Here is a 24513-nt window from a genome sequence, read left to right on the forward strand (position 1 = left end):
TCTTACAAATCGATCATAATAACGGTTTTATCATCTGGTCTTATTCTATTTTCTCCTTCTAGCCTTTCAATGATTGCTACATATTCTTTTATACTATTCTTTCTTATATATATCACAATTTGTTCTAACGACCACTCCGGATGGAACAATCCGTCCGAACAAATAAAGATCCCACTTACATCAGCTACATGTAATTCCCCATGTTGTAAATAAGTCATTGCTTCTTTCATCCCATTTGCAACGGAGTAACCGTTTGGCACATTCGCAAGATAGCGGTTGTATTTCAACTGCTCCCGAACATCTTGAAAAACATGTTCTTCCGGGACTGGTAATCCTTTTTTACGATCCTCTTCTCTCTTCTTTTTTGCGCGTTTACTAATTCCCTTAACTGTATCTTTCGTTAATACTCTTATCGCTCCATCCTGAAGTATTGCAACGATCATACAATCACCTAATTGTGCATATTCAAGTTTATCGCCTTCTATTTGAACCGCTGCAATACATGTACACCACAGATGGTCTTTTTTTCTCGTATCAACCTTGTACTCTAGCATCTTGTTTTGCAATAATTCATTCGCCTTTGCAACTTCATCTTGTAAACTATTAATCTCTCGTAGCGAAGTAAAATGACTTACAAATAAATGTGAAGCGATGTATGCTCCATTATGTCCTTCTTCATCACAAAATGAAACTAACGGTGTTGCTCCATCGCATACACCGTAAATCGTTTTATCTTCATTACAAAAAAATGAATCCTCACACTCTTGTTTTAAAGGACTCTTCTGTTGATACGTCGTTATCTTCATATCTGTATCCCCTCCCAATTTATCAAACACTCGAACTTTTTAGATTAATCTAATTTTCCAAAATAAACTGTTTTCCCAAAAAACTTTCAATTTCATATATAATCTTGAAATAATATGATTATTTAGTGAAGGACGGGAAAGAGATGGTCAGATTTCTTGGTGTTATTTTTGGTTCTATTATTATCGCAATTGCCTTTAATCTTTTCCTTATCCCCCATAAAATTTTAAGTAGTGGAATTGGCGGAATTGCTATTATTTTAGGGATTGTAACCCCTGTAAACACAGGTATTATTAACTTTGCATTGAACTTACCTATCCTTATTTTAGGATACATAGGTCTTGGAAAAAAAGTAATTTTTAACACGGTTGTTTCTGTAATTGTATTATCTGTTGCATTATACTATGTTCCAGTAAAAGTCGTAGCAACAGATCCACTTTTATCATCGGTATTTGGCGGTGTCATCGCCGGAGCTGGTATCGGTCTTGTCTTTAACTGCCATGGTTCAACTGGTGGATTTGATATTATCGGTATGTTGTTATCTCGCAAGCGAGATATTAAACTTGGCGGATTTCTTATCGGTTTAAATACAGTTGTTGTTGTCATTGCAGGCTTTTTCTTCACTTGGGATGTTGCACTTACAAGCTTACTTTCAATTTATGTAACTGGTAAAGTAATTGATGCCGTTCATACGAAACATCGTAAAGTTACACTTATGATTGTAACAAATCAAGCGGAAGAAATGAAAAAAAAGCTTCTTTCAACTGTAGTACGCGGAATTACGTTACTTGATGGTGAAGGTGCTTATTCAAACGAAAAAAAACGTGTACTTATGACAGTTGTTTCTCGTGAAGAGTTAGCAAGTATGAAACTAACGATTTCCGAAATTGATCCTCATGCATTCGTTAATATTACGGAGACTGTTGAAGTATTAGGATTGTTTAGAAAAGCGTAAAAAACTAGGTGGACCTTCACCTAGTTTTTATTTTGCATAAATTCAATTCTATTTCCAAACGGATCTGAAACGTAAAATCTAATTACTTCTGGGCGTGCATGATCATCTATTACTTCAATACCTTGTTGTATTAATTCTTGTTTAAATTCGTCAATTTTAGTAACATAAAAAGCTGGATGCGCCTTTTTAGCTGGCATAAAATTTTGCTCAACTCCGATATGAATCTCTTGATTTCCACACTTAAACCAACACCCACCACGCTTCTTTAATTCCTCCGGCTTTGGAATTTCCTCCATTCCAATTTTATTACCATAAAATTCTCGCGCTTCTTCTTCACATCCTACGGGCGCAGCTACTTGTACATGATCAATTCCTTGAATATAACTTTTCATGTTTCTCCCCCTCTTCTATTCTAATGTTATAACGAAAATACATTCATGTAACTTACATAAAATTAATCAAGCAATATAAGATTCTCTTATTACTACCTTTTTTTACCTTCTACTAAAAATAAAAAAGAAAATTTATTATATAATTTCCATTTTTTATAGAAATACACATTGCACCTATATTATAGTTAGTACTAGATTAATCTTTTTTTTAGATGCTAGTTGTACGGAGGAAATATTATGAGTCGTAAAAAATATTCATCTACTCAAAAAAAGCGTCATCCGAACGTATCTGGACGCTTGCGAAACCATATACAAAATCGTTCTTTAGCAGAAATGTACGCCTCTCTTTTTGAACATAACCCTGATAGTATTATTTCATTGAGTTTAGAAGGTGTTATTTTACATATTAATCCTTCTGCTGAAAGAATATTAGGTTACACTTCTAACGAATTAGAGCGTAAAATAATTACTTCTATTTTAGAAGCACATATTTCTGATCAAGTGCCACAATACATAAAAAATACTGTAGCTGATAATCAAAAAGAGTATATCCTCTCTGTTTATCATAAAGATGGATATTTACTAGATGTCGTAACAAAATTAGTTCCTATTTTTGTTAAAAACCGTTTAACAGGTGTATACGCCATTATGAAACCTCTTGAAAAATCAGAAAGAATTGAGAAAGTATTACAAGAGAGTGAGAAACGATTACGCACATTAATGAATTCAATGCCTGCGTTTGTTATTTTTAAAGATCATGAAGGACGCTGGCTTGAGGCGAATGACTATGCGCTTTCTTGTTTCAATTTCCATAACGTACCTTATCATGGAAAAAGAGATAATGAACTCATTCAATACAACGAAGCGTACCGCGAATCTTTTTTACATTGTGAAGAAGTCGATGAACTAACATGGCAAAAAGGACAAATTCTTCACGGAGAGGAATTTATTATACATAGAGATGATTTCGACCTAGTTTTAAGTATTTCAAAAGTCCCACTCTTCCATCCTGATGGCTCACGCAAAGGTCTTATAGTGATGGGAAGGGACGTTACCGAACTAAAAGAAACTGAAAAGTTATTACGAAAATCCGAAAAGCTTGCAGTAGTAGGACAACTGACAGCTGGAATTGCACATGAAATTAGAAACCCACTCACTTCATTAAAAGGATTTTTAACATTATTACATCCAGAAATAAATGAGGAAAATAAATGGTATGTGGACGTTATGTTGAGTGAGATTTCACAAATGGAATCTATAACAAGCCAATTTATGGCGATGTCTAAACCACAAGTGTTATCTATTCATACATGCAACGTACAAACATTAATTGAAGCAGTTGTAACTTTTATTTTACCAACAGCAATTATGCATAGCGTTCATATCATCATGGACCATTTCGATTATATTTCTGACATTCAATGTGACAGTAATCAATTAAAACAAGTTTTTATTAACATAGTAAAAAATGCGATTGAGGCGATGCCTGATGGTGGTAACATTTTCATTCAAACAACTTCGTTAGAAAATGATTTTGTTTCAATACGTATTATCGATGAAGGTTGTGGGATTCCTGAAGAGCGCATGGCTCGTCTTGGCGAACCTTTTTATAGCTTGAAAGAAAAAGGAACTGGTCTCGGCTTAATGATGTGCTATAAAATCATTCAAGAGCATCACGGAAAATTATTCATTTCAAGTGAATTAAATATAGGAACAACTGTCGATATCCAATTACCAATTGCTACATCTCAGCCTGTAACAAACTCGTAACTATACATCTACACTAAAAAGCTCAAAGTCCCTATATGACTCTGAGCTTTATTTTTGTATAAAACGTATTTCATTACATCCATTCTCTTCCATGTTCACGAATGAATTTAATATCGTTTTCATAATGGTCAAGGTGTCCTTCATCTATCATTTTTTTGAAGTTCATATCGCCTTCTTTAGCTTTTCTTTTCATATATTTACATAACCCTTCTAATCGTAGCAATACCATCTCCAGATAATCTTCTTCCATACCCCCACCGTAAGATTCAAAAAACAATTTAACCCTTTGCTTTATACGATCCGCATGCTGTAATGAACTATAATAAACTGCCTCACCTGTTTCCTTATAATAAACTCTACTTAATGGGACACAAGTGTAAAGAGTATAGGCTATATCCCAAAGTCTTGGTCCAGGACCAGCAACATCAAAATCAATAATACCTACTGGTTTTTCATTATTAAAAATAATGTTGTATATTGCAAAATCATTATGGCATACAACCTCTATTTTATTTGGAGTATTATCCATCGGTTTCCAATCATCTGATAACGGGAAATCACTCACAGCATCATGATAAAGACGGAGCATCTTCGCTATTTCTTTTAAAACATCATCAGACCACATGTACTCTTTTAAAGGATAATTACCAGCTTCTCCTTCAATAAATGATAATATCTCTCTATCTTTATCATCAATACCTAAAAACTTTGGTGCATAACTAAAACCTTTGTTTTCCAAATGATTTAATAGCTTATGAATTTTGGTACTGCCTTGCTTTAATTCTCGTCGAACAGTATCTTCCGAACGATATACGTTTGAGACATTCCCTCCCGTTAGCATTTCTTCATTTTCGTAGTTTGACATCTAATAGTTCCCCCTCATTATTAGAAAAATCGACACACTTAAAACAAATTGCCAATTATTCTACACCCCTGCTCATTAACAAAACAGGAACCCCTTTGCTTTTCTTTATATTTTAACATAACTTTCCTATTCTCTTTTAATTCCTTAAATTGCAACAAAAAAATCGAGTATAAAATCTTTGTGATTTTATACTCGATTTAGTCTACTATTTATGCATGTGAAAACACTTTTTCATACCATTCTGTTGCCTTCTCTACTTCATTCATCGTTAATTGATGTCCTCTATTTTCCCAATGCATTGTTACATTGGCATTGGCATTTTCTAATAACGTCTTCAATTCTTCTGACTCAGAAGGCGCACAAATTGGATCATTTGTCCCCGCTGCGATAAATACCGCTGTTTCTGCTAAATTAGGCAATTGTATTCCTCTTCTAGGCACCATTGGATGATGAAGAACAGCAGCTTTTAATGCATCTTCATAATGGAATAATAAGCTCGCTGCAATGTTCGCTCCATTTGAATAACCGATAGCTACAATGTTGTTCCTATCAAATTCATATGTTTTTGCCGCTTCATTTAAAAATTCATTTAATTCATTCGTACGGAAAATTAAATCTTCTTCATCAAAAATACCTTCTGCTAATCTACGGAAGAAACGTGGCATGCCATTTTCTAATACATTTCCCCTAACACTTAATACAGAAGCTTCTGGATCAATTCTTTCTGCAAGTGGTAATAAATCTAATTCATTACCACCTGTACCATGAAGTAATAACAACACTGGTTTTGATGTATCTTTTCCTTTTTGAAAAACATGTTTCATCATAATCCTCTTCCCCTTTCAATCACTTTAGTCTAAATTTCTCACTTCAAATGGTAAGAGCGTTTGTTCAATCTGTTTTCTATTTGGTTCATATTGCTCCGGTAACTTTAAATCCGCACCCATCGTCTCTACAGATTCGTCATGAGCAAAGCCAGGAGGGTCTGTCGCAATTTCAAATAAAATTTCCCCGTGTTCTCTAAAATAAATTGCATTAAAATAATTTCGATCTTGCACAGGAGTTACACCGTACCCAAAGCGAGATACATGTTCTCTCCAATCTAGTTGATCAGCATCGTCGCTCGCTCTCCAAGCAATATGATGAACTGTACCAACGCCCATCTGACCGCGTCCGATTGTTGATAATTTTAAATCAATAATATTTCCAATATCAGCAGAAGAACGGAATCGAACAAATTCACCCTCTTCTCCAATTTTCTCAAGACCCATAACGTGTTCTAACAATTCAGCAGTTTGTTGAGGTTGTGCCGATAAAAGAACAGCACCGCCAAATCCTTTAATTGCTACTTCCGGCGTAACTTCTCCAAAATTCCAATTATTTAATTCGCCTTCTTCTCTTTCAACTAATTCTATATGCAAACCATGTGGATCATCAAATTCTAAATACTGCTCCCCAAATCGAGTCATCTTTGTATATGAAACGTCAAACTTTTCTAGTCTATTTTCCCAAAACCCCATTGCACCTTTTGGTACGACATATGAAGTAATTCCTACTTGACCATCTCCAATAATTCCTTGGCGAGCACCTGCCCATGGAAAAAACGTAATAATTGTTCCAGGCTTTCCTCCTTCATTACCAAAATAAAGATGGTACGTACCTGGATCATCAAAATTCACTGTTTGTTTCACTAAACGTGACCCTAATACACCAGCATAAAAGTCTACATTTTCTTGTGGATGCCCTACAATTGCTGTAATATGATGTATCCCCATTGTTTTCTTTTCCATTTCACCCACTCCTTTTTTATTTCGTTATAAAAAACTTTTTATACACTACAATTCATTATTCATTTTGTCCATACTGCAAAGTAAAATCCGCCATTATAATTTTATCTCGAATTCGAGATAATTCACAAAAAAATATTTGTTCGGTTTATAATCATAATAAATCTTTATTTAGAATACGATTTATCTCGAACTCAAGATTTATTATAAGTAACTTATTTTTCATTGTCAATAAGTTACTTATTTAAATTATTGTTCTCTTAATTAACTTTATTATCGAATAAAAAAGTCATACCAACGTATGACTTTTAACACATATATTTTATTTTCGATTTACTGTAGGGAACAGCTCCGATAGCGGAACAATTTTTCCCCTTTCATCTTTAAACACAATATGCTCTCTCGTTAAATGGCGCGGGCTCTTTTCTCCCGCGGCTGCCGCTAATGAAAACAAACTATATCTCATACTAATAATATAGTTCATTACCCTCCATTTCTTCTCATACGGATCTAATGCTTTTTGGTAGTGCGGATTCGTAGTTGCAACACCCGATGGGCATTGCCCTGAATTACATTGAAGCGCCATAATACAGCCACTTGCCATCATGAAGCCGCGTGCTGAATTTACGGCATCTGCACCGATAGCTAAAGCAATCGCTACTTTATCTGGTGTGATTAATTTCCCTGAGGCAAACACCTTTAATTTATCCCGAACACCGTAATGATTCGCCGTATCAATAAATGTAAGTAATGCCGGTATCAGCGGTAGCCCCATACTATCTGCCATCGATTTATACGTTGCACCTGATCCACCTTCTGAACCGTCGATTGTAATAAAATCTGGATAGATGTTTAATTCTTTCATTGTTTTTAATAAATCTTCCAAAGGCTTCTGTTGACCAATTACAATTTTCATGCCCACTGGTTTACCACCGTTTTCTTGCAAATCTTGAATAAAATATAAAGCCTCTGCCGCACTATTAATAAATGAAAATCGATTTGGCGAATTAATCGTTTCACCTTCTCGTACTTTCCGAACGGAAGCGATTTTCTCATTTACCTTCTGTCCTTCTAAATGACCACCACGTATTTTGGCTCCTTGCCCAAATTTCAATTCAAACGCTTTAATATTACTTTCTTTCGCCTTTTCCATAAACTCTTTCATCGAAAAATTCCCGTCCTCGTCACGGTATCCGAATAATCCCGGACCAATTTGCGCAACGATATTCGCACCCGTATGTAAATGTTCTGGAATTACGCCCCCTTCCCCAGTATTAATCCACGAACCACCTGCCATTTTTGCACCAAACCCAGCTGATAAAATATAATTTTCCCCAATCGCACCGTAAGAAGTTGCTGACGCTCCAAACATACCATACAGTTTCCATGGATATTTACGATTTTCGCCGACTATAATTGCATCATCTTCTTCATACAACCAAAGGTTTGTTGTATCCGCCGTCAATTTTTCTCTTCTTGAAAATAATCCTTCTTTATGAATCATATACTTTTTCCCCTCACGTTCTTGCGTGAGATTCACACTTAATTCATCTGTTAATGTGGGGAATAATGTATTAGCGATATAATAGCCAGATTCCTCAAAATTCCGTTTTGATCCAAAACCAAGTATTTCAGAACGATATTTCGCTAGAAACATAACACTTTGAAAATCGTAGCGCGAAAAAGGCTTTCCGTCAGTATCATGATCAAACCAATATTGCCGAAATTCCGGGCCTATTTTTTCGAGTAAATAGCGCATTCTACCTAAGTATGGATGCAGTTTTAATATAGAATGATGCGTCCGTTTTTTAATAAAAAATGTAATAATAAAAAAGACAATTAAAAGTAGCATCAAAAAGAGCAATATACTAATAATAACGAGTAGCGCTTCACTCATTCCGCTTCCCCCTATATATGAAATTCCATAATAAAAAGAGAACACTCGATGTGTTCTCTTTTTATCCTTATTCACACTAACGTAGCAAGATGCTCTTTCGCGTCATATTCAACTAAACTTTCAGCTTTTTTAATTCGATGAACAAAATCTGGGTTAGCGATTAATGGTCTTCCGAACGCCGCTACATCAATTGTTCCTTCTTGCAATGCTTCTTCTGCCTCTTTCGGATTCAAATTGCCCACCCCAACAATAGTACCATCCCAATATTTTCTTACTAATTGATGAAAATTCTTTCCGTCAGCAATAACTTGCGTATAATTCATCGTTGAAGGGTGAATCATCGTTAATCCAACTTCTTTAAACATATTTACAAAAGTTTCAATCGCAAGTTCTGGGTTTTCCCACATATAGGCAGGGTTATCACCTTTAAAGGCAGAGAAGCGAAGCAGTGTTTTATTAGCTCCAACTGCTTCAATTACAGCCGCGGTTACTTCTTTCATAAATGTTAACCTTTGCTTTAAATCACCACCATATTTATCTGTGCGCTTATTTGCAAATTCATAAGTAAATTGATCAATTAAATATCCGTGTGCACCGTGAATTTCTACTCCATCAAATCCAGCTTCGATTGCGTTCTTTGCAGCTTGTGCATATTGACCGATAACTTCTTTTATTTCTTCTATTGTCATTGCTTCTGGTGTATCAAACGGTTTACGAAAACGCGGAACATTACCCTCCGCAGCAATAGCAGACGGCGCTTGCGGCATTTGACCACCAATTATTTCGTGATGACTCATACGTCCAACATGCCATATTTGAGCAATAATCGTTCCGCCTTCTTTATGTACTGCCTCTGTAACAGGTTTCCAAGAATCAATTTGCGCTTGTGTATAAATACCTGGTACTCCCGGATTCCCTTTTGCTCTCGGGCTAATGACAATTCCTTCTGTAATAATTAATCCAATCCCATCCGCAGCACGTTTTTGGTAATACTCTACTACATCAGTACCAACTACCCCGGTCTCATTATTTGCAAAACATCTCGTCATCGGTGCCATCGCTATGCGATTACGAAGAGACCAAGATCCAATTTGAATCGGATCAAACACCTTTGTTTCATCAATGTTTTCAAAAGATCCCCAATTATTTATATTTGTTCCTGCATAAATATTTGCTGCTTTATTGTTTGAACTTGTCATTTTTCTTCCCCCTTATAAAAAAATTACTATAATCGCATCATACTTACTTTTAAATAGTAACGTCAATTTATACGTCTTTAACATTAAATATTCGAATATTAAATAAATAGAATAACAAAAACAAAAATTAAAGAGGTTTCCTAATTAGGAAACCTCTTTTAGTTGACCATATAAGGCTAACAATTCGTTTATCTCTTTTACATAAAGAAAATAAACAATTATTATCTCCTCACATATGGAAAATCTCTTAACAATAGAAATGAGAGTGGCTCAGTATTCTTCTAAAAATAAAAACTTATATACCTAAAACAATGAAAGCCCTACCTCTCTTTCATCCTTACGGCTCCTTGTCCGTGCCAGTGTGAATCAGGATTGCAAAAATCAAGTAACTATTTTATCGAAGTATTGAATTAAACTTCGAACATTCGTAAAAGAAATTAAAAAATAAAAATGGATTAAATTGTAGTCATAACAAACGAGGTTAATGCTTTAAAAGTGGTTTGAAAGAGTTGAATGTTTTTGAAATGATTGATTTTCTATAATTATATTCCCAAAAAATTCAAGATCTTTTTTGGGATGTAATACATTATCTACAATGAATCTTAACAAAAGCTTTTTATTTGATTTTCTGTGATACCTTCAATTAATCCCAGTTCACTAATCAAAAATTCATGTGCATTATCTAACATTTTCTTTTCGCTTGCATTAAGTGCTTTTTCTTTCTGCATACGTAATAAATCACGTACAACTTCAGCACCTTCTTGTATTTTACCCGTTTTTATTTTGTCTGTGTTCACTTTATACCTTTGTTTCCACGTCAGTAATCTATCTGATTCCCCGTGCTGAAAAATATCTATTATGTTTGTTAATGCCTTTATATCTGTGACTGGTCGTATATTTGAAGTCAATACTTTCCCAATAGGAATCATCACTTCCATATTACTAGCCGACATTTTTATAACATAATACTGTTGTTTTTCTCCTGAGATTTCCTTTTCTTCTATGGCTTTAATTATACCTGCTCCGTGCATTGGATAAACGATGTTATCGCCAATTTGAAACAAATAATCCACCTCCATATATGGTAACCTTCTCAATCTTAACACACATTTATTTTTTTAGCAAAATTTTTATAATATCACAAAAATATTTTCTATGTCAATTTATTTACGCATAAAAATTCAATCTGTACAGAAACACTAAAAAACCCGCATTTTTGTTACCTTTTCACACCCATTTCCTCCAATTTTATATACCTTGTAAAACAAAAAAACACATCACTACATATAAGTAGCGATGTGTTTTTATATAATGTGCAACATGAAAGACAAAAACGGTTACTTCAAAACTTCACACACACGATTCCTCGCTTATATACTAACCTGTTTACTAATCGTTTCTCGCGCTAAAAGAAAACTCATAATCACTTGCGCAGCTACTCTACTCGTCATATCCCTAAAATCAAGAGTTGGATCAATTTCTACTATATCCATCCCTTGAACGAGTGGCTCTTTACCCAGGAATTCAATTGCATCAAGTAAAGTTGTACTATCCATTCCACCAGGGCCAATTGCTGGACAGCCTGGCGCAAACGCTTGGTCTAGTACGTCCATATCAAGAGAAATATAAATAGAAGTCACACCTTGTTTTCTTAATATTTCAATACTTTCTGAAATAAGATCTTTTATTTCTCGCTCTCTTACATCTTTCATTGTATACACTGTCACGCCATGCTCTTTTGCATATTCATGGTACGCTCGTGCATTTGAAAAATTACGAATCCCAATTTGAACGAGTTGTTTTCCTATAATCACATCATTTTCTAGCAAACTACGGAACGGTGTACCATTTGATGGACCACCATCATCTAAATTACGTAAATCATGATGGGCATCAAACTGAATAATACCGATCTTCCCTTTACTATTTGCAAAACCAGTTATACTCGGAAAACTAATCGAGTGGTCACCACCAAGAACGATTGGTATCATTTTCGGATTTACTTTCGTCAAGTGACCAACTGTTTTCGCAATTCGGTTATGACTCTCTTTTATATCTGTCACATGCATCGTAATATCACCGCAATCATGAAGAACACTTTCTTTCATATCATGTCCTTCTGTAATTGCGTACGTGCTATATGCATCTAACATTGAACGAATTGTTTTTGGTGCAAAACATGCTCCTGAATGACTAATAGATGGTTTAGAAAGGGGTGCTCCAATTAAGGCAGCACCGAATATTTCCTCCCCTTCCTCCCAATCTTTAATCATTTCGCTCCATTTCGTTACTTCGCGATCGATAAACTTTGCATTTTTCTTTAAATAGTGGCCGTGCTCCACGATTGTTCACCTCTTGTATATGCGATATTACCATTCTTCCATACTGTATTTACATGACTTACACCGTAATGGTACGGTACGTAAGCGTAATTATAAGCATCCCATAAAACTAAATCCGCCTTACGACCAACTCTAATTTTCCCAGCTACATCGCCTCGATTAATGGCATAAGATGAGTTAACCGTTACGGCATTCCAGACTTCTTCTGGTGTCATTTTCAATTTCAGCATCGCAATGCTCATAATAAGCTGAATGTTTTCAGTTGGACAGCTACCTGGGTTAAAGTCTGTAGCTAAAGCAACCGCAACACCTTCATCAATCATTTTGCGACCGCGTGCGAAACTTTCTTTATTTAAATAGAAAGTTGTTCCTGGTAATAAAGTCGCTACTGTATTAGAATCCGCAAGCATTTCAATTCCTTTATCAGAAGCGCCAACTAAATGGTCCGCTGACGCTGCACCGATTTCAGCCGCTGCTTCCGCACCACCAAGAGGGTCGATTTCATCTGCATGAATTTTCACATCAAAGCCAAACTCTTTCGCTTTTAATAAAAATTCTTTTGATTCTTCTACAGAGAACACACCTGTTTCACAGAAAATATCAACGAACTCAGCTAATTGCTTCTCTTTCATCTCTGGTAATAGATCTAGCATCCATTGTAAAAATTCTTTCGATCTTCCTTTATACTCTTTCGGAACTGCATGAGCACCTAAAAATGTTGAAACTAAATCAATTGGATGCTCTTTTTGTAATTGCGCAGTTACCTCTAATTGTTTCCATTCCGTCTCGTCATCTAATCCGTAACCACTCTTCGCTTCTACGGTTGTTACACCGAAAGATAGCATACGGTCTAAATGGAATTTCGCTTTTTGCACAAGTTCTTCTTTCGATGCCTGTTTCGTTGCATTTACAGTCGCAAGAATACCTCCGCCTTGTTCTAAAATTTCCAAGTACGGAACGCCTTGTAATTTCAGCGCGATTTCATTTTCACGAGATCCACCAAACACAAGATGAGTATGCGGATCAACAAGACCAGGAGAAACCATTTTCCCGCCGCAATCAATAACCTCTTTCGCTTGTAATCCTTTTGCTTCTTCCGCTGTTCCAACGAAAGTAATCACGCCATTTTCTATTCCAATCGCACCGTTTTCAATAACAGGAAGCGTGTTCATCGCTTCCCGTCTTAACAAGCCATCTTCTTGATCCATTGTTAGTAATTGACCGATATTTATTAGTAAAGTGTCCAGCATGTTTCTTCCTCCTTATTTCATCATTGGAATGTTAACGCCTTTTTCTTTCGCAGTTTGAACCGCTAAGTCATAGCCTGCATCAACGTGACGAACAACACCCATACCAGGATCAGAAGTTAGTACACGTTCAATACGTTTTGCCGCTGCTTCTGTTCCATCTGCAACGATAACCATTCCAGCGTGAAGTGAATAACCCATACCAACGCCACCACCGTGGTGAACAGACACCCAGCTTGCACCGTTTACACTGTTGATTAATGCATTTAAAATTGGCCAGTCTGCTACTGCATCACTACCGTCTTTCATCGATTCTGTTTCACGGTTTGGAGATGCTACTGATCCGCAATCTAAATGGTCACGGCCGATAACGATCGGTGCTGATAATTCCCCATTAGCCACCATTTCATTAATAATGCGACCAAATTTTGCACGCTCGCCATAACCAAGCCAACAAATACGTGATGGAAGACCTTGGAACTCAACTTGCTGGCGTGCCATACGAATCCAATTACATAAATGTTCATTATCCGCGAACTCGCGTAAAATAACTTCGTCTGTTTTATAAATATCTTCTGGATCACCAGAAAGTGCTACCCAGCGGAATGGTCCTTTTCCTTCACAGAATAATGGACGGATAAATGCTGGAACGAATCCCGGGAAATCGAAAGCATTTTTTAATCCTTCATCGAAAGCAACTTGGCGAATGTTATTTCCGTAATCAAATGTAATCGCGCCTTTTTCTTGCATTGCAAGCATTGCTTCTACATGTTTTTTCATACTTTCTTTTGATAATTGTACGTAACGTTCTGGATCTTCTTCACGAAGTTTCGCTGCTTCTTCTACTGTGTAACCTACTGGAATATAACCGTTTAATGGATCATGTGCAGAAGTTTGATCCGTAACTAAGTCAGGGATAATATTACGGTTTACTAACTCAGGTAAAATTTCTGCTGCATTACCTAATAATCCAATTGAAATCGGTTCTTTCTTCTCTTTATACTCGTTTGCAATAGCCAATGCTTCTTCTAATGATTCTGTATACTTATCACAATATCTCTTTTCAATACGACGATCGATACTACGCTTATCTACATCAATAGCAATTACAACACCGCCGTTCATCGTTACAGCAAGCGGTTGTGCACCACCCATACCACCTAAACCAGCAGTAAGTGTTACTGTGCCTTTTAATGAACCATCGAAATGCTGGCGTGCCGCTTCACCAAATGTTTCATATGTTCCTTGTAAAATCCCTTGTGTTCCAATATAAATCCAGCTACCAGCTGTCATTTGTCCGTACATCATAAGACCTTTTTTCTCTAGTTCACGGAAGTGATCCCAGTTCGCCCATTTTGGTACTAAGTTTGAGTTCGCTAAAAGAACGCGAGGTGCATCTTCATGTGATTTAAAAATTGCTACCGGTTTTCCTGATTGGACAAGTAACGTTTCATCGCTTTCTAATGTTTTTAATGAATCAACAATTGCATGGTAGCTTTCCCAGTTACGAGCTGCACGGCCAATTCCACCATATACAACTAGTTCTTCTGGTTTTTCAGCAACTTCAGGATCTAAATTGTTCATTAACATACGAAGTGCTGCTTCTTGAACCCACCCTTTCGTTTGTAATTCTGTTCCTCTTGGCGCACGAATTGTTTGTTGTACTTTTTCCATTTCAATCTCTCCCTTTTCTCGTTTTATAGTGCTGCATTTACATCCAATCTTTCTTTTATCGAATAATTCGTTTTTAACCAATGCGCGATATTTTCGATATCCGTTGAGAATATACGGTCATTTGTAATAGAAGGCACTTGCTGACGACCTTGATGATAGAAGACCTTCGTCACTGTACTCATGTTTTCAATCCCGCGATATTCTGCTGCTTGCATCGAACAGATCATCTCAATTGCCAGAACGCGTCTTGCATTTTGAATAATTTGATGCGCATGACGTGAAGCGATTGTTCCCATACTTACGTGATCTTCTTGGTTAGCTGACGACGGAATTGAATCTACACTCGCCGGATGTGCTAACGTTTTATTTTCAGAAACGAGTGACGCTGCTGCATATTGCATAATCATGGCACCTGATTGAAGTCCTGGTTCTGGACTTAAAAATGGTGGTAAGTCATTTAATTGCGGATTTACTAAGCGTTCAATACGACGCTCTGAAATATTTGCAAGCTCCGCCATTCCTACTTTTAAGAAGTCCATTGCAAATGCAATCGGTTGTCCGTGGAAATTACCACCTGAAATTACTTTTTCCCCACCATCAAAAATAAGTGGATTATCTGTTGCTGCATTCATTTCAATTTCTAATTTTTCTTTCACATAATTTAAAACTTGCCAAGAAGCACCGTGCACTTGCGGGATACAACGAAGTGAATATGCATCTTGTACCCGAAGTTCTCCTTGCTTTGTAATAAGTTTACTATCATGAAGAATGTCACGAATTCTGCTGGCTACTTCTACTTGCTCTTTATAACCACGCGCTTTATGAACATTTTCATCAAATGCATCAATAATGCCGCGCAATCCCTCAATTGTCATAGAAGCGATTAATTCAGATTGATAAGCCGTTGCTTCAGCTTCTATATAAGAAAGAACTCCTTGCGCTGTCATCGCCTGTGTACCATTGATTAACGCAAGACCTTCTTTTGCTTCAAGTTCAATAGGTTCAAGTCCCTCTTCTGTAAGAGCGACCATCGCATGAACTCGTTTTCCTTTGTAGAACACTTCACCTTCCCCTAATAAAACGAGAGCAAGATGAGATAAAGGTGCTAAATCACCGCTCGCTCCTAGTGATCCTTGTTGCGGAACGACTGGATGAATTTTACGATTTACAAACTCAAGAAGCATGTTTACAACAAGTGGTCTAACACCCGATACTCCTTTTAACATCGTATTAGCTCGTAAAATTAACATCCCGCGTGATACTTCTTCCGGGAATGGATCGCCTATTCCGCACGCATGTGACTGAATTAAATTATGCTGAAGTGCCTTTACATCATCTTTTTGAATAAGCACATCACTAAACTTTCCAAATCCAGTTGTAATACCGTAAACGACTTTTCCGTCTTCTACGATTTTCTCAACTACTTCGCGGCACTCTGCTACCTTTTGCATACTAGTTGGGCAAGCTGTTACACCTTCACCTTCAAGTAACAACCTCTTCATTTCTTCAACTGTCAATGTGTGTCCTGTTAACGTAATCATTCTTTTTCCTCCTTATAAAGGCAAAAGGGGACCTTATCTTTTTAAGACAGACTTCTGTCCTAAAAAATAAGGCCCCCTTCTAACTAATAGACTATGGGCAAATCATATGTGATTAATTCCTAAACCAATCGCCTCATGCTCAGATCCTTTTACAGGTGCACCAATCGTTCCATAAAGTGCAACAGCAACCCATTCGCCTTCTTTTTTTCCGTCGTATGGTGTACCGCGCACAATCGCAAAGCGAAGTCCTACTGTACGAAGAACGTCTGCTAACTGAATTTGACCTCTCGTCACTCCGTACAAAGCTTCCATAATTGCATGATAAAGTGCATGTGTTTCTCTGTAAACATCTGTTTCAATAACTCGGTTGCTCTTAGCCGCTGTTTCCATTGCTGCTACTACTTTTTGCGAATTCATAGAACCAACTTTCCCAGTACAATATTTCCAGCCTTTTGGAATAGATAATACGGGACTTTCATTCTCATCCGCAAGTGCCAACAGCATAGCCATACGACCAATTCGATGTGTTCCTTGAAGAAGCATGTGACTCTCTCATTTCTTTTGAATTATTTGAATATTACTTAATTTAAGAATATATGAAAACGGTTAAATCGTCAATAGTTTAAAATATTATTCAAACAATTTTTTATCCCTCTCATACTTGTGTACACAATTTATTTACAGATTTTTTTCAGACGTGCTATAGTCTCACTAACAGACGCAAAGGGGCGAGATTTCAGTGGCAAAGCGAAAAGATATTCATTTTCGAATTGAAGAGAAATTACTTGAAAGATTTGAATCGGCACTCCATTACGAAGGTTTAAATAAAACAGACGTATTAACACATGCGGTCCAGCAATTTTGCACAAAGGTGGAATGTGAAAAAATGAATGATGTAAAACGCCAATACAACGTTAGTGACCATTTACAAACACGTATCGATACGCATAAACATTACGAAGAAAAACAAGTGAATGTAGATGAAGTCGTCATTGAACATTTACAACTCCAAGGGGAGGAAAAAATATTAGAGGTCGGGTGTGCTAATGGAAAATTTCTTTCCCTTTTGCAAACTAATGGTCATAAAGGATATCTAACCGGTTTTGATCAATCAGACACTATGCTTTCTGAAGCTGCTATAACGAATAATATGATTGAATGGAAACTCGGTGATGCTAGTAAACTTCCTTTCGAAGCTAATTGTTATGATTGGGTAATCGCAAGGCATATGTTATACCACATGAAAGATGTCGAAAAAACTATTCAAGGATTCCATAAGATAATTCGTCCTGGCGGCGCACTATTAGCTACAACAAATTCTAAAGTTTCATTACCTCGTATGGATGAAATGTGTAACAAAATGTTAGTCGCATTTGATTTACCTAAAACATCACCGTCAGCATCTCCATTTTGTTTAGAAAATGGAAAAGAACTATTACAATCTGTTTTTCCAACTGTTGAAGAAACAATTATTCATAATGCACTCGTTTTCCATCATGCTACTCCGATTGTAAACTATATTTCTAGCATGTTTCCGTCACTAAATATACCTGATAATATATATCTTCACACCGAAATGAAGGAATGGCTAAAAGAAGAGATAGAAAGTGAATTATCACTTCACAACGGTATATGGCGCGATCCGAAAACGTTAGCGATTTATCGATGTAAAAAAGAAAAAAGCTAGCAAATGCTAGCTTTTACACGTTTTCAGGTAAAAGCTTCTCCATTACCACATTACCCTTACCACTATAAAAATTTATATTATGTTCGTTCGCTACTCCAAAATAAGAAGCAATTGCTATTCCAAATGGCACAAATGCATGTCCTTGCGCCGTAATAATATGTGATTGCTGTACAACTTCTTCATACACAAAGTTTTCTACTGGAAAACAATCTAATTTTTGATAATCTATGGTCACTGTATAAGAAATTTCTTTGAATAAACCTGCTCTTGCTAACGCATACGGTCCAGCACAAATCGCTGCCACTAATTTTTCTTTCTCAGAAAATTGACGAATAACTAAGAAGAGTAATTCTGCCTCCTTCATATGTATTGCATCTCCACCCGGAATAATAATTCCTTCATATTCTTCTACACAAGTTTCATTTAATTCTATGTGCGGCTGTACTCGCAAGCCAGTTTCACTTATAACAGTTTCCTTCGTCACTCCGACTGTAATGATTTCATATTCATTTTTCAACATTGCCGTTGCTACCGTAATTTCAAACTCTGCAAATGTTGGGTATAAGAATAAAAGTATCTTTTTCATATTCCTTTCCCCCTTAACCATTCCATAAAATATATTTCTAATTCGTTCACTGATAATGTATTTGTGTCCACATAAGTTACAGGAAATTGTTTATACCATTCTTTTTCAGTTTCTACTAATTTATATTGCTCTTCAAATGTACTTCGATTTCTTGTGATATCATTATTTTTTCTGTTATATACATTCTCTTTCGAAACATCTAAATAAAAAATTGCATTCGAACGGCACTCTCTTAATTTATATAGTTCTTCTTGCAATCCTGTTTCTATATCCCAATCTTCTCCAATAAGTTTCGGATAAAAAATTGTATAAAATTCAATATCTTCTGGTCCACGATCAAAAATAACAATCGATTCCTTTACATTTTGAAACTCTTTTATTTTTGCTTCAATAAACATTTTTTGATTTGTAATAAACCCGTCTTTTGTGTAAATATCCAAATTTAATTCTTTCCGCTTTTCTACAATTGGATAAGGGTTTTCATATATAATCGAATGTCCTCTCTTCTCTAATCTTTTTGCTAATGTCGTTTTCCCACTTGCCATCGGTCCTTGAAGTGAAACTATATAAGTCATACCGATCATTCCTTTTCACTATCGTAAGTTACTTTTATAATATACAGAATTTTGAAAACTATCAACTAAATACTTACCATCTTGTTTCCTATTCCCATCTGACTTATAATGAAAAATAGAGATGATTATAAACGCATTTTTTATGTAAGCTTGGGTTTCCAAGCTTACATTATTTTTTGCTTCCACTTTTCTTATAAAAATAGTATACTAACATGGAACATATGTTCTTAATGATTACATACAGTAAGGGGATAGAACAATGGTATACGACACAAAAGCAATTTCTTGGAATGCATCGTTAAAACAACTTCAACGCCGCTATACAAATAAACAAGTTGACCGAAAAGAATTTGAAGATATTGAACTGATGGAATTCTTCCGCGATAACGACTACATTTCTTTACCTACACATATAAGCGGCTTATCAACAAAACGTTTTACTTCTTACTCTATTTTCACAACTGAAGATAAAGATCGTAAAGTTGGCACTCTTATCATTGAATATGTAGAAGATGAAAATGATATTTTACGTGTTGAACAACTATACTTCGTTTAAACTACAACGCTTGGTCAAATTGACCAAGCGTTCTTGCTTTCTATGAATCTCACTGTTTATAATATGAATAAAAGAAAACCACAATCATTAAGGGGGGGTACGCTTGCTCGAAGGATGGTTCAGTTGGTTCATTGTATTATGGACTGTCATTTTATTAGGGCTTATGTCTATCGGTGGATACTTTATGTTTAGAAAATTTTTGAAACGATTACCAAAAGAAGACGGTATGTCTATTTTAGATTGGGAAGCACACTACATAAATAAAACGAGACATTTATGGGCTGACGAGCAAAAACAATTGTTAGAAGAGCTCGTAAGTCCTGTTCCAGAACTATTTCGCGATGTTGCTAAATCAAAAATTGCTGGTAAAATTGGAGAACTCGCCTTACAAGAAAATGCCTCTCAAATTACACAAGATTTAATTATTAAAGGATATATCATTGCCACACCAAAACGTGATCATAAATTTTTAGTTAAAAAATTGCAAGAAAAAGAGATTGATTATTCGAATTATAAAACTTTACTTGCAAAATAATCTTCATTTTTTTCCCTATTTTCAACAAGTTAACATCAATGGTAAACGTTTTATACGTCGCGGCTGGAATAGAGGATGTTAACAATATCAATAAAAAGACAGCGTTTTTGGCGCTGTCTTTTTATTTAATACATATACAGTTTTAAGTTAGTTTCATATCTTTTTCATTATAAAAACCGTCTTCTTTTTCCATTTCCTTCTGTAATTTCGTAAAGGAACGGTACATCGCAATTCTCCAGGATACAATCATCGCAAACGCAAGTAAGAAGAACATGCCGCTAAGTTGTCCTAAATCAAGAGATTGACTTAAGTATGTTTTAAATACAATCCGCACTACCAGTAATCCAATTAATATAAAAACAAATGCTTTTGAACGCTTCAAGTAAATCTCTTGTCCTCTAATTTCAAATTTAGATGTTTTAATAAGAAAAATAGAGAAAATCAAACCAACACCAATTGCTTCTAACATTTCTGCTGGAGTTAATCGAAATTCAGGAAAAACATACATCAATGCTCCCGTACTCATAAAAAATGGCGGAAGTATAATTTTTTTCAATGTTGCAGGTTTCTTAGCTGCTTTTAAACGAATAAACATCGCACCGACAGCCATACAAACAGCAACGATACTTGATAAAAGAACTATGTTCATATTTTCTCATCCTTTTTTGTGGCTATATGCAAAATATACTTTCATTATATGCTTTTCCGTTAGTATTTCCAACATTTTCACAGAATAATACTAAAAACCGGTAAAACCACCAAATAAACTTGAGAAATATACGATAATTTTCGTCATCCAATTAAAGTATAAGAAGATACCCATAACAATCATAATGTATCCTCCGACTTTCATGAACGCCATACTATTTCTTTTAATCCAAGACATTTTCGTAATGAAAAATGAAAGAATGAAAAATGGGATAGCAAATCCAAGTATGTATGCAATCATATAAATCATTGCCGATTCTGGATTCGTTGCTGCTAATCCAATTACTGACACTAAAATAGGCCCAGTACAAGGCGTCCATCCTGCGGCAAACGCCAATCCAATTAGTACTGATCCAAAATAACCACTCGGACGATTTTTAAATGTAAATTTACGGTCTTGCATTAAAAACTTCGGCTTAAACACACCAACAATAATTAAACCGAACACGATGATAAATATACCACCTAACTGTCTAATTAAATCTTTATAATCCGTAAAGATTCCTCCGATAAAACTTGTACCAAATCCAATTGCAATAAAAATAATTGAAAAACCAAGTAAGAAAAACGCTGTATGTATCATACTTCTTTTACGAAGCATTGCATTTTCTTCTTTCAATTCAGAAACCGACATACCTGTTATGTATGATAAAAATGCAGGGTAAAGCGGTAAGCAACATGGGGAAATAAATGATAAAAATCCAGCGCCAAACGCTAAAAAAATACTAATATCTTGCATGATTCCACTCCTCTCCTTACATATTGTAGCAAAAACACATAAAAATACTATGAACAATTCGTGAACTCACTTTAACAACGTGATAATAAGAAAAACTACCCTTTCAAACATTTTCTAATAAAACGTTTTCATTTCCTTCTATTATATAGAACAATCTCAATTGAATTATGAAGCTCTTTCTAGTTGTTACTAACATAACAAAGGTTTCACAGTTTCTCAAATACTTAGCACATTACAATTAACTTCACACATATCGACCTGAAAAAATATTTTTTTCAAATGCTGTCTTTATACAATGCAACGCTGATTTTACAATACTTTAATTATTATTAATTTCAAGATTATGCATAAATATCATACTTTTATTATTATTCTATAAAATGTCGCACTTTTCTTTCAGTTGACCCTTTATTTTTAATTTTGTATACTTCCCTCTAGTTATATATGTCCGTTACGGAACAATTTCCTATAGATGGGAGGAATTTTTCATGCTTCGTTATTCTCTTTTAGTTTTATTAGGAGCGTGTAGTTATGGGATTTTAGCTATTTTCGTTAAACTTGCTTATGCAGAAGGATTTTCACTTGGAGAGGTAATTGGTAGCCAATATTTGTTCGGTTGGATTATTTTGCTTACTATTACACTTCTATTTTCTAGACACCGTGTTCCATTAAAACAAGCGTTAATTTTATTCGTTGCAGGAACATCGGCAAGCTTCACTGGAATTTTTTATTACGCTTCATTAAAAACTGTACCAGCTTCTATTGCAATTATACTTTTATTCCAGTTCGTTTGGGTTGGGATTATCATTGAAGCAGTCGCAACGAAAACATTACCTTCAAGAGAAAAAGTTATTTCGGTTATTTTCTTACTTGTAGGTACATTTTTATCAAGTGGTTTACTAGAAAAATCAGCAGGTGCTTTCGATACGACTGGAATCATTTTAGGTTTATTATCTGCCGTTACATTCGCAACATACATTTTCGTGAGCGGAAAAGTTGCTGTTGAAGTGCCTTCATTACCGCGCGGTGTTCTTTTAATGGCTGGTGCTTTAACTTTAGTAATGCTCGTATTCCCGCCAACATTTATTATGAACGGTGCCATTTCTCAAGGGCTTTGGAAATATGGCTTAGGATTAGGAATATTTAGTATCGTTATTCCATCTATTGCCTTTACAATTGGCATTCCAAAAATCGGTTCTGGATTAGCGACTATTCTTGGTGCAGCAGAACTACCAGTTACAACTATTATGTCTGTATTCGTTTTAAAAGAAGCTGTACTATCTTCACAATGGTTCGGTGTATCACTTATTTTGATTGGTATCGCAATCCCGCAAATTGCATACGCAATGCGTGGACGTTATAAAAAACAGCATACTCATAAAAAAGTGGCAGCATAAACGAGAGAGGATTTTCATTTGAGAATCCTCTCTTTTATTATTGTGTTATATAATGAATACAAATATTTCACTTAAGAAAGAGGGCATAATAAGTGGCATCCATTCCAAATCAATTAACAGAAAAACTTATTTCTATTCGTCGACATTTACACGAATACCCGGAACTATCATACGAAGAATTTGAAACGACAAAAGCGATAAAAAATTGGTTAGAAGAAGCTAACATTACTATTATTGATTCCAATTTAGAAACAGGAATTATCGCTGAAATTTCTGGTAATAACAACGGACCGATTGTAGCGCTTCGTGCTGATATCGATGCCCTTCCTATACAGGAAGAAACAGACCTTCCATACACTTCAAAAATACAAGGTAAAATGCATGCTTGTGGGCATGATTTTCATACAGCTGCTATGTTGGGTGCGGCTTACTTATTAAAAGAAAAAGAAGCTTCTCTTAACGGAACTGTTCGCTTTATATTCCAAGCTGCTGAAGAAAGTGGAAACGGAGCATGTAAAGTTGTTGAAGCTGGACATTTAAAGAATGTGCAAGCCATTTTTGGTATGCATAATAAGCCCGATTTACCAGTAGGTACAATCGGTATTAAAGACGGTCCACTAATGGCTGGAGTAGATCGATTTGAAATTGAAGTTCATGGTGTTGGGACACATGCAGCTGTGCCTGATGCCGGCGTCGATCCTATCGTTGCATCATCTCAAATCGTTATGGCACTTCAAACAATTGTAAGCCGAAATATTAGTTCTTCTCATAACGCTGTCGTAAGTGTAACAAACATTCATTCAGGGAATACGTGGAACGTTATTCCTGAAAAAGCTACATTAGAAGGAACTGTTCGTACATTCCAAGCTGAAACACGCGAAAAGATTCCGGCATTAATGGAACGTATCATTAAAGGCATTTCTGATGCACTAGGTGCAAAAACAGAATTCAAATTTTACCCAGGTCCTCCTGCTGTTCAAAACGATAAAGTACTCACTGATTTTTCTGTTCAGATTGCAGAGCAAATGAATCTAAACGTTATCTCTCCTACACCATCAATGGCAGGAGAAGATTTTTCTTTTTACCAACAAGAAACACCAGGTTCATTCGTCTTTATGGGAACAAGTGGTACACATGAATGGCATCATCCAGCTTTTACAGTAGATGAAAAAGCATTGCCTATTAGCGCGGAGTATTTCGCCTTATTAGCCGAAGAAGCTATTCATCAATTATTACAAGCAAAAAGCCGTTAAGTTA

Annotated in this window: 24 protein-coding genes and 1 pseudogene; 7 read left to right on the forward strand and 18 right to left on the reverse strand. The window is 35.7% G+C overall.

All coding sequences use genetic code 11. From position 1 onward, the window contains the following. Positions 1–2 precede the first annotated feature (2 nt). Positions 3–806, reverse strand: coding sequence for a protein phosphatase 2C domain-containing protein (locus KPL75_RS04530; RefSeq protein WP_219919572.1), 804 nt, complete (start codon positions 804–806; stop codon positions 3–5). 143 nt (positions 807–949) lie between these two features. Here KPL75_RS04530 and KPL75_RS04535 point away from each other — a divergent pair, with 143 nt between their 5' ends. After that, complete coding sequence (locus tag KPL75_RS04535; protein ID WP_219919573.1) at positions 950–1759, forward strand: YitT family protein; 810 nt, start codon at positions 950–952, stop codon at positions 1757–1759. Between the two features lie 20 nt (positions 1760–1779). Here KPL75_RS04535 and KPL75_RS04540 read toward each other — a convergent pair whose 3' ends face one another. Next, positions 1780–2151 carry a VOC family protein gene (locus KPL75_RS04540; protein WP_219919574.1) on the reverse strand — a complete coding sequence of 124 codons (372 nt, stop codon included), beginning with the start codon at positions 2149–2151 and terminating at the stop codon, positions 1780–1782. A gap of 237 nt (positions 2152–2388) precedes the next feature. On the opposite strand from KPL75_RS04540, the gene KPL75_RS04545 reads away from it, so the two are divergent. Continuing rightward, entirely contained in the window at positions 2389–3921 is a 1533-nt protein-coding gene (locus tag KPL75_RS04545; protein WP_219919575.1) for a BA3702 family sensor histidine kinase, read from the forward strand. A gap of 73 nt (positions 3922–3994) precedes the next feature. Here the strand turns inward: KPL75_RS04545 and KPL75_RS04550 are convergent, their stop codons facing one another. From KPL75_RS04550 to hutP, 11 genes are all read right to left on the reverse strand, one after another. Continuing rightward, entirely contained in the window at positions 3995–4786 is a 792-nt protein-coding gene (locus KPL75_RS04550) for a phosphotransferase (protein ID WP_219919576.1), read from the reverse strand. 209 nt (positions 4787–4995) lie between these two features. Then, a complete protein-coding gene (locus tag KPL75_RS04555; protein WP_219921065.1) occupies positions 4996–5610 on the reverse strand; it encodes an alpha/beta hydrolase in 615 nt (204 codons plus the stop codon). Positions 5611–5637: 27 nt separating this feature from the next. After that, positions 5638–6576, reverse strand: coding sequence for a ring-cleaving dioxygenase (locus KPL75_RS04560; protein ID WP_219919577.1), 939 nt, complete (start codon positions 6574–6576; stop codon positions 5638–5640). A gap of 319 nt (positions 6577–6895) precedes the next feature. Further along, positions 6896–8470, reverse strand: coding sequence for an FMN-binding glutamate synthase family protein (locus tag KPL75_RS04565; protein ID WP_219919578.1), 1575 nt, complete (start codon positions 8468–8470; stop codon positions 6896–6898). A gap of 71 nt (positions 8471–8541) precedes the next feature. Continuing rightward, positions 8542–9669: an alkene reductase gene (locus KPL75_RS04570; protein ID WP_219919579.1), complete on the reverse strand. Its 1128-nt coding sequence runs from the start codon at positions 9667–9669 to the stop codon at positions 8542–8544. Between the two features lie 602 nt (positions 9670–10271). Further along, complete coding sequence (locus KPL75_RS04575) at positions 10272–10733, reverse strand: CarD family transcriptional regulator (RefSeq protein ID WP_219919580.1); 462 nt, start codon at positions 10731–10733, stop codon at positions 10272–10274. Positions 10734–11039: 306 nt separating this feature from the next. Beyond that, complete coding sequence (gene hutG / locus KPL75_RS04580; RefSeq protein WP_219919581.1) at positions 11040–12011, reverse strand: formimidoylglutamase; 972 nt, start codon at positions 12009–12011, stop codon at positions 11040–11042. Continuing rightward, a complete protein-coding gene (hutI, locus tag KPL75_RS04585) occupies positions 11990–13261 on the reverse strand; it encodes an imidazolonepropionase (protein ID WP_219919582.1) in 1272 nt (423 codons plus the stop codon). The genes hutG and hutI overlap by 22 nt, the downstream gene beginning before the upstream one ends. A gap of 12 nt (positions 13262–13273) precedes the next feature. Beyond that, positions 13274–14932, reverse strand: a complete 1659-nt coding sequence (gene hutU / locus KPL75_RS04590; protein ID WP_219919583.1) for a urocanate hydratase — start codon at positions 14930–14932, stop codon at positions 13274–13276. A gap of 23 nt (positions 14933–14955) precedes the next feature. Then, positions 14956–16473: a histidine ammonia-lyase gene (hutH, locus tag KPL75_RS04595; RefSeq protein ID WP_219919584.1), complete on the reverse strand. Its 1518-nt coding sequence runs from the start codon at positions 16471–16473 to the stop codon at positions 14956–14958. Positions 16474–16575: 102 nt separating this feature from the next. After that, a complete protein-coding gene (gene hutP / locus KPL75_RS04600; RefSeq protein WP_000926519.1) occupies positions 16576–17016 on the reverse strand; it encodes a histidine utilization transcription antiterminator HutP in 441 nt (146 codons plus the stop codon). A gap of 196 nt (positions 17017–17212) precedes the next feature. Here hutP and KPL75_RS04605 point away from each other — a divergent pair, with 196 nt between their 5' ends. Then, entirely contained in the window at positions 17213–18160 is a 948-nt protein-coding gene (locus KPL75_RS04605) for a class I SAM-dependent methyltransferase (RefSeq protein ID WP_219919585.1), read from the forward strand. A gap of 13 nt (positions 18161–18173) precedes the next feature. Here the strand turns inward: KPL75_RS04605 and KPL75_RS04610 are convergent, their stop codons facing one another. Both KPL75_RS04610 and KPL75_RS04615 read right to left on the reverse strand, forming a co-directional pair. Next, positions 18174–18746, reverse strand: coding sequence for a DJ-1/PfpI family protein (locus KPL75_RS04610; protein ID WP_219919586.1), 573 nt, complete (start codon positions 18744–18746; stop codon positions 18174–18176). Then, positions 18743–19330, reverse strand: coding sequence for an AAA family ATPase (locus KPL75_RS04615; RefSeq protein WP_219919587.1), 588 nt, complete (start codon positions 19328–19330; stop codon positions 18743–18745). The genes KPL75_RS04610 and KPL75_RS04615 overlap by 4 nt, the downstream gene beginning before the upstream one ends. Positions 19331–19580: 250 nt before the next feature. Here KPL75_RS04615 and KPL75_RS04620 point away from each other — a divergent pair, with 250 nt between their 5' ends. Both KPL75_RS04620 and KPL75_RS04625 read left to right on the forward strand, forming a co-directional pair. After that, on the forward strand, positions 19581–19877 hold the full coding sequence (locus KPL75_RS04620) for a hypothetical protein (RefSeq protein ID WP_002121472.1): 297 nt from the start codon (positions 19581–19583) through the stop codon (positions 19875–19877). A 103-nt stretch (positions 19878–19980) separates the two neighbouring features. Beyond that, on the forward strand, positions 19981–20412 hold the full coding sequence (locus tag KPL75_RS04625) for a DUF2621 domain-containing protein (RefSeq protein WP_002121475.1): 432 nt from the start codon (positions 19981–19983) through the stop codon (positions 20410–20412). A 142-nt stretch (positions 20413–20554) separates the two neighbouring features. Here the strand turns inward: KPL75_RS04625 and KPL75_RS04630 are convergent, their stop codons facing one another. The 3 genes and pseudogenes from KPL75_RS04630 to KPL75_RS27660 form a co-directional block, all read right to left on the reverse strand. Continuing rightward, the gene (locus KPL75_RS04630) at positions 20555–21061 is read right to left on the reverse strand and encodes a CcdC family protein (RefSeq protein ID WP_001028440.1); all 507 of its coding nucleotides are present in this window, start codon (positions 21059–21061) and stop codon (positions 20555–20557) included. Between the two features lie 90 nt (positions 21062–21151). Next, positions 21152–21859 carry a cytochrome c-type biogenesis protein CcdA gene (ccdA, locus tag KPL75_RS04635; protein ID WP_219919588.1) on the reverse strand — a complete coding sequence of 236 codons (708 nt, stop codon included), beginning with the start codon at positions 21857–21859 and terminating at the stop codon, positions 21152–21154. A gap of 16 nt (positions 21860–21875) precedes the next feature. Beyond that, positions 21876–22025 (reverse strand): annotated as a pseudogene (locus KPL75_RS27660) (peptidase T). 322 nt (positions 22026–22347) lie between these two features. Between KPL75_RS27660 and KPL75_RS04640 the strand changes: the two are divergent. Both KPL75_RS04640 and KPL75_RS04645 read left to right on the forward strand, forming a co-directional pair. Further along, a complete protein-coding gene (locus tag KPL75_RS04640; protein WP_219919589.1) occupies positions 22348–23256 on the forward strand; it encodes an EamA family transporter in 909 nt (302 codons plus the stop codon). Positions 23257–23348: 92 nt separating this feature from the next. Further along, the gene (locus KPL75_RS04645; protein WP_219919590.1) at positions 23349–24509 is read left to right on the forward strand and encodes a M20 peptidase aminoacylase family protein; all 1161 of its coding nucleotides are present in this window, start codon (positions 23349–23351) and stop codon (positions 24507–24509) included. Positions 24510–24513 lie beyond the last annotated feature (4 nt).

It is taken from the genome of Bacillus sp. NP247, from assembly GCF_018966865.1.
Taxonomy (GTDB): Bacteria; Bacillota; Bacilli; order Bacillales; family Bacillaceae_G; genus Bacillus_A.

Excerpts from the sequence above, each read along its gene's own strand:
- KPL75_RS04630 (WP_001028440.1), bottom strand. The coding sequence starts at position 21,061 with ATGAACATAGTTCTTTTATCAAGTATCGTTGCTGTTTGTATGGCTGTC.
- KPL75_RS04620 (WP_002121472.1), top strand. The coding sequence starts at position 19,581 with ATGGTATACGACACAAAAGCAATTTCTTGGAATGCATCGTTAAAACAA.
- hutI (WP_219919582.1), bottom strand. The coding sequence starts at position 13,261 with ATGCTGGACACTTTACTAATAAATATCGGTCAATTACTAACAATGGAT.
- KPL75_RS04640 (WP_219919589.1), top strand. The coding sequence starts at position 22,348 with ATGCTTCGTTATTCTCTTTTAGTTTTATTAGGAGCGTGTAGTTATGGG.
- hutH (WP_219919584.1), bottom strand. The coding sequence starts at position 16,473 with ATGATTACGTTAACAGGACACACATTGACAGTTGAAGAAATGAAGAGG.
- KPL75_RS04535 (WP_219919573.1), top strand. The coding sequence starts at position 950 with ATGGTCAGATTTCTTGGTGTTATTTTTGGTTCTATTATTATCGCAATT.
- KPL75_RS04610 (WP_219919586.1), bottom strand. The coding sequence starts at position 18,746 with ATGAAAAAGATACTTTTATTCTTATACCCAACATTTGCAGAGTTTGAA.
- KPL75_RS04530 (WP_219919572.1), bottom strand. The coding sequence starts at position 806 with ATGAAGATAACGACGTATCAACAGAAGAGTCCTTTAAAACAAGAGTGT.
- KPL75_RS04550 (WP_219919576.1), bottom strand. The coding sequence starts at position 4,786 with ATGTCAAACTACGAAAATGAAGAAATGCTAACGGGAGGGAATGTCTCA.
- KPL75_RS04565 (WP_219919578.1), bottom strand. The coding sequence starts at position 8,470 with ATGAGTGAAGCGCTACTCGTTATTATTAGTATATTGCTCTTTTTGATG.
- KPL75_RS04615 (WP_219919587.1), bottom strand. The coding sequence starts at position 19,330 with ATGATCGGTATGACTTATATAGTTTCACTTCAAGGACCGATGGCAAGT.
- KPL75_RS04570 (WP_219919579.1), bottom strand. The coding sequence starts at position 9,669 with ATGACAAGTTCAAACAATAAAGCAGCAAATATTTATGCAGGAACAAAT.
- KPL75_RS04540 (WP_219919574.1), bottom strand. The coding sequence starts at position 2,151 with ATGAAAAGTTATATTCAAGGAATTGATCATGTACAAGTAGCTGCGCCC.
- KPL75_RS04560 (WP_219919577.1), bottom strand. The coding sequence starts at position 6,576 with ATGGAAAAGAAAACAATGGGGATACATCATATTACAGCAATTGTAGGG.
- KPL75_RS04545 (WP_219919575.1), top strand. The coding sequence starts at position 2,389 with ATGAGTCGTAAAAAATATTCATCTACTCAAAAAAAGCGTCATCCGAAC.
- hutU (WP_219919583.1), bottom strand. The coding sequence starts at position 14,932 with ATGGAAAAAGTACAACAAACAATTCGTGCGCCAAGAGGAACAGAATTA.
- KPL75_RS04555 (WP_219921065.1), bottom strand. The coding sequence starts at position 5,610 with ATGAAACATGTTTTTCAAAAAGGAAAAGATACATCAAAACCAGTGTTG.
- hutP (WP_000926519.1), bottom strand. The coding sequence starts at position 17,016 with ATGCTTCTTCAAGGAACACATCGAATTGGTCGTATGGCTATGCTGTTG.
- ccdA (WP_219919588.1), bottom strand. The coding sequence starts at position 21,859 with ATGCAAGATATTAGTATTTTTTTAGCGTTTGGCGCTGGATTTTTATCA.